Annotated in this window: 1 pseudogene; it reads left to right on the forward strand. The window is 45.1% G+C overall.

What is annotated here, in order from left to right:
* Positions 1-587 (forward strand): annotated as a pseudogene (locus tag HPY28_RS30130) (late control protein); the annotation flags it as partial.

Here is a 587-nt window from a genome sequence, read left to right on the forward strand (position 1 = left end):
TTTACAACGAGTATCTCGATCCATTCGCGAAGGACGCCCAATACAAACAAGATAACTTGTTTAACGGCGGCTTGTGGACCAGATCGGAAGACGAGAGCTATGCGAAGGGTCAGAATGAGTTTAAGAAAGACATGGTGGTAGCAGAGGTAGCGGTAACCGTTCTTAGTGCTGGTACAGGTACAACTGTTATGCGGACTGCGAAAATGGCCGATAAGCTGGATGGGCCGAATGGCAAGAAAAAGTCTGGTGATCAAGAGGGAAATGGGAAAGGTGCCCTTTTGCCTGATTCTCGTAACAATGAAGTAATGCACGTCATTCTTAAGGATGGAAAGCTAAAGACGGCGGCTAAGAGTTTTGCAGAGTCGTTGAATAAATTAAAAGAAATAGTTGATAAGTTCATTGAGCAGATGAAGGGTGTGTTTAATGGAAGAATTGTAGTTCTCAGAGATGCTGTTACGGGTCAACCTATGGTTTATTGGATGCGGCATGACGATTTGCCTGGTAATGGAGGCGGTGGTGGAGGGAATCATCGTCGTAAGGATGGGAATGAAGACCTGGAGAGAGAAGAAAGAGAGAGAAGAGAAAGA

It is taken from the genome of Brevibacillus sp. HB1.2, from assembly GCF_013332495.1.
Classification (GTDB): domain Bacteria; phylum Bacillota; class Bacilli; order Brevibacillales; family Brevibacillaceae; genus Brevibacillus; species Brevibacillus porteri.